At 51.0% G+C, this 2,847-nt stretch carries 3 protein-coding genes; 2 read left to right on the top strand and 1 reads right to left on the bottom strand.

The features are described from left to right. Together AC099J_RS31515 and AC099J_RS31510 are read left to right on the top strand one after the other, a co-directional pair. Positions 1-1,032, top strand: a 1,032-nt coding sequence (locus AC099J_RS31515; protein WP_479619256.1) for a response regulator, incomplete at its 5' end; no start/stop codon positions are given. Further along, positions 1,029-1,775 (top strand): ATP-binding protein, encoded by a 747-nt coding sequence (locus AC099J_RS31510; protein ID WP_479619255.1) that lies wholly within the window; start codon positions 1,029-1,031, stop codon positions 1,773-1,775. The genes AC099J_RS31515 and AC099J_RS31510, both read left to right, overlap by 4 nt. Positions 1,776-2,202: 427 nt before the next feature. On the opposite strand, the gene AC099J_RS31505 is transcribed toward AC099J_RS31510, so the two are convergent. Further along, a partial coding sequence (locus tag AC099J_RS31505) for an alpha/beta hydrolase domain-containing protein (RefSeq protein ID WP_479619254.1) occupies positions 2,203-2,847 on the bottom strand: 645 nt, incomplete at its 5' end.

Here is a 2,847-nt window from a genome sequence, read left to right as displayed (position 1 = left end):
ACATCCAGTTCTACAATCAGCAGCGCCTGCATTCTTCGATCGGCTACCGCTCACCTGCGATGTTTGAGAAGAGTGTGTGTTGACGAGCCTGTGTCTACTTTTGAAAAACAAGTTCCCCCACTCGCACGCGACAGATTTGGGGCGGCGTGGCACGGCGGCAACGCCTTGTATTTCATAAGTGTTCTGCACTCCCTACTTTCTCACCAAATATGCAAACCAAAAAAAGTTAGGGGAAAAATGTTTATTAATGAAATTGAATGGTTAAGGACAAAGTACTGCAAGTTTTTGGCTGCGCACAAAGCTAAAAGCACATATCCAGAGTCGATAGAGCTAGATCTAGGCGATTTACTCTCAAAACCAAGAAATATCAAAGTCACAATAATTGACGACGCGCTCTTCCCATGGATTAATGCCATTGAGAGTCGAGGCTGCGCCGTCGCTTACCATCAAGATTATACAAAGCCTATAGCACAAGCAAATCAGAAAATCAAAGTCATTAGCACTCAAAGTAGCGACATAATAATTTGCGATATAAATGGCGTAGGATCAGCAAGATATCCAGGACTAGACGGTGTAGGCGTAATTGACGAACTTCGACAAAAACACCCGCTCCATGTGATCGCCGCCTATACAGGAAACCCGGGCGCAATTCACTCAAAGCTGAAGAAAAAACATACACTAGATGGCATCTTGTCCAGAGACTGGGGCATCGAGGATTTTCTATTTAACTTCGATGAGCTGCTGAAAATATTTAGACTCCCATCTCACAGATGGCAATTCATTCAAAGCAGATTAAAGCATCTCGGCGTCAAAGAAAAAGATATTGAGCCAATTAGAAGACGATACGTAGAAAATATTCTACTTTGCCAGATGCTTAAAGAAAAATTCAATTGCAACGCAAAAAACATTGAAAAAATTATTAAAGCCCAAGACGGAATAGACCTCAACGCACTTACCAAAGCAGGATTAGGCGCAATTGAAGCTTGGAACCTGTTAAGCCCTCTTATTCTCGAAAGCACACCGCAAAAATGATTGATACAGGCCAACTTCTCGAGCGCTTCCGCCAACTCTCACGGGATATCCAGATTGGCCTTCAATCATCGCAGAAGCAAATTGATCATCTAAAAGCAGCGGCTTCTAAATCTGATATCGACAAGCTCTCAAATACACTCAATCACATTTCAGAAGCTTGGCAGGATTTTTCAGGTTGGATCTTGGTAAGCACAATTGACGACCTCAGTGAGGCAAGATCAAATTGCGCTCCCGGAAGAGTCGACATCTCTTCAAAAATAACTCGCTCTACCGTGCGTCGAAGGAATGAGCTGGCTAGAATGGGAATTAAGGTAGACACATCGGATGTGAAGCCGCTTGTAGTGGAAACATTCATTCCATACTTCGAACAGCTGCTTGATCTTCTATTCGGAAACGCAATAAAATACTCACCCAAAGCGGGAGTAATCGAAATATCCAATAATTCCGGGCAACGTGGCGCAACTCTTTGTCTTCGATCGATAGGTCCTCTCGTAACAAAAACCGAGACGTCTCAACTCGGGGAAAAAGGTTTTCGATCAGAACATGCAAGAAATCTCGAACTTACAGGGCAGGGCTATGGACTATATAACTGCAAGCGACTGGCTGAGCTATTAGGAATAGATATTGATTTTCGCCCGGACTACAAAATTTTATATGAGTCAGGGGGAGTTTCATATGCCAACTTCAACGTGGTACTCCGTATCCCTGATTCTCCTCCGGCAGTAGCGGCCGAAAGACTTTAACAAGGAATGGGGCAGCAGATCGAAGCTCCAGAGCCTGCATCTGACGGCCATATGGGTTGTATTTCTTCGCAGGAATCTTCCTTCGCTTTCGTCGGCCACCGACATGCTGCTGCCGGAGTTTGCGTTCAGGTCTTGGTTTTTTGCGCAGTCGATCGTTCTAATGCATAGCGTTCCCTGACGAGGCAAGCAAAAGGCAGTAACCGCTCGTCTGGGGCTCACCGAGTTTGGGGTCACACGGAGTCTGAGAGCCAGGTATTGCCTTTTGTGCCGCCGACGACTGACATCTCTACTCGCCCGCAAAAAGGGTGCGGGTTAACGGCAGTACCTGCCCAAATTGTTGTTGTCGAACAGAACAGAGATTTCGCGCTGTAGTGCCGAGCTGGTAGTCCAACTCGGCGCCTATGCCATGCGACGCTGTCTTATTTCTTCACGGCAACACCGCACTCCCCACCGCCTGCTGAACCCGCAGATCCGCATCCCTCTGCAGCAACAGCCGCTCGCCGACAAGCTGGTTCGCCGCCGTCGTCACCGCCGCCACATACCCCGCCTGGTTGCCATACAGCGACTCCAGCGAAGGCCGCGTGTCGCCCGCCGCGATGCGCGCCGCTTCGGTGGTGTGGAACGGGATGAAGCTGCCGGTCAGGTTGGACAAATCGACGATGCCCGGCGTGGCCACGTAGTTGAACTCGATGCTGGTGCCCAGCGGCGCGCGCGCCTCCACGCTCTTGATGCCGGCGCGGGTCAGGCCCGTGGTCGTGTCCACCTGCGGCACGAGGATCGCGTAGTCGCGCCCCGTGTAGTAGGGCGGCAGCAGCGTCGCGATGCCGGCTTCGTCCTGCGGGATGTACTGCGGGCCGAAGTCCAGCAGCGGGAAGCCGTTGTAGCGCGCGAGGTAGGTGAAGTCAGGGATGGCGGTCGGCGTGGTGCCGACGTTCCAGCTCAATCCGCGCATCGTCGGGAATACCAGCTGGTCCGGCCGGGCCAGCGTGCCGTCTGCCAGCTTGGGGACCTGGCTGGCTGGTGGCGCGGTGTCACGCACGACCCAATCCTCCAGCGCGACGAACAGCGCACG

Source organism: Rhodoferax sp. RT4P68 (assembly GCF_056521305.1).
The sequence above is the reverse complement of the archived record's forward strand: the minus strand, read 5'-3'. Positions and strand labels throughout refer to the sequence as shown.

Coding starts and splice junctions, on each gene's coding strand:
- AC099J_RS31510 (WP_479619255.1), top strand. CDS start 1,029: ATGATTGATACAGGCCAACTTCTCGAGCGCTTCCGCCAACTCTCACGG.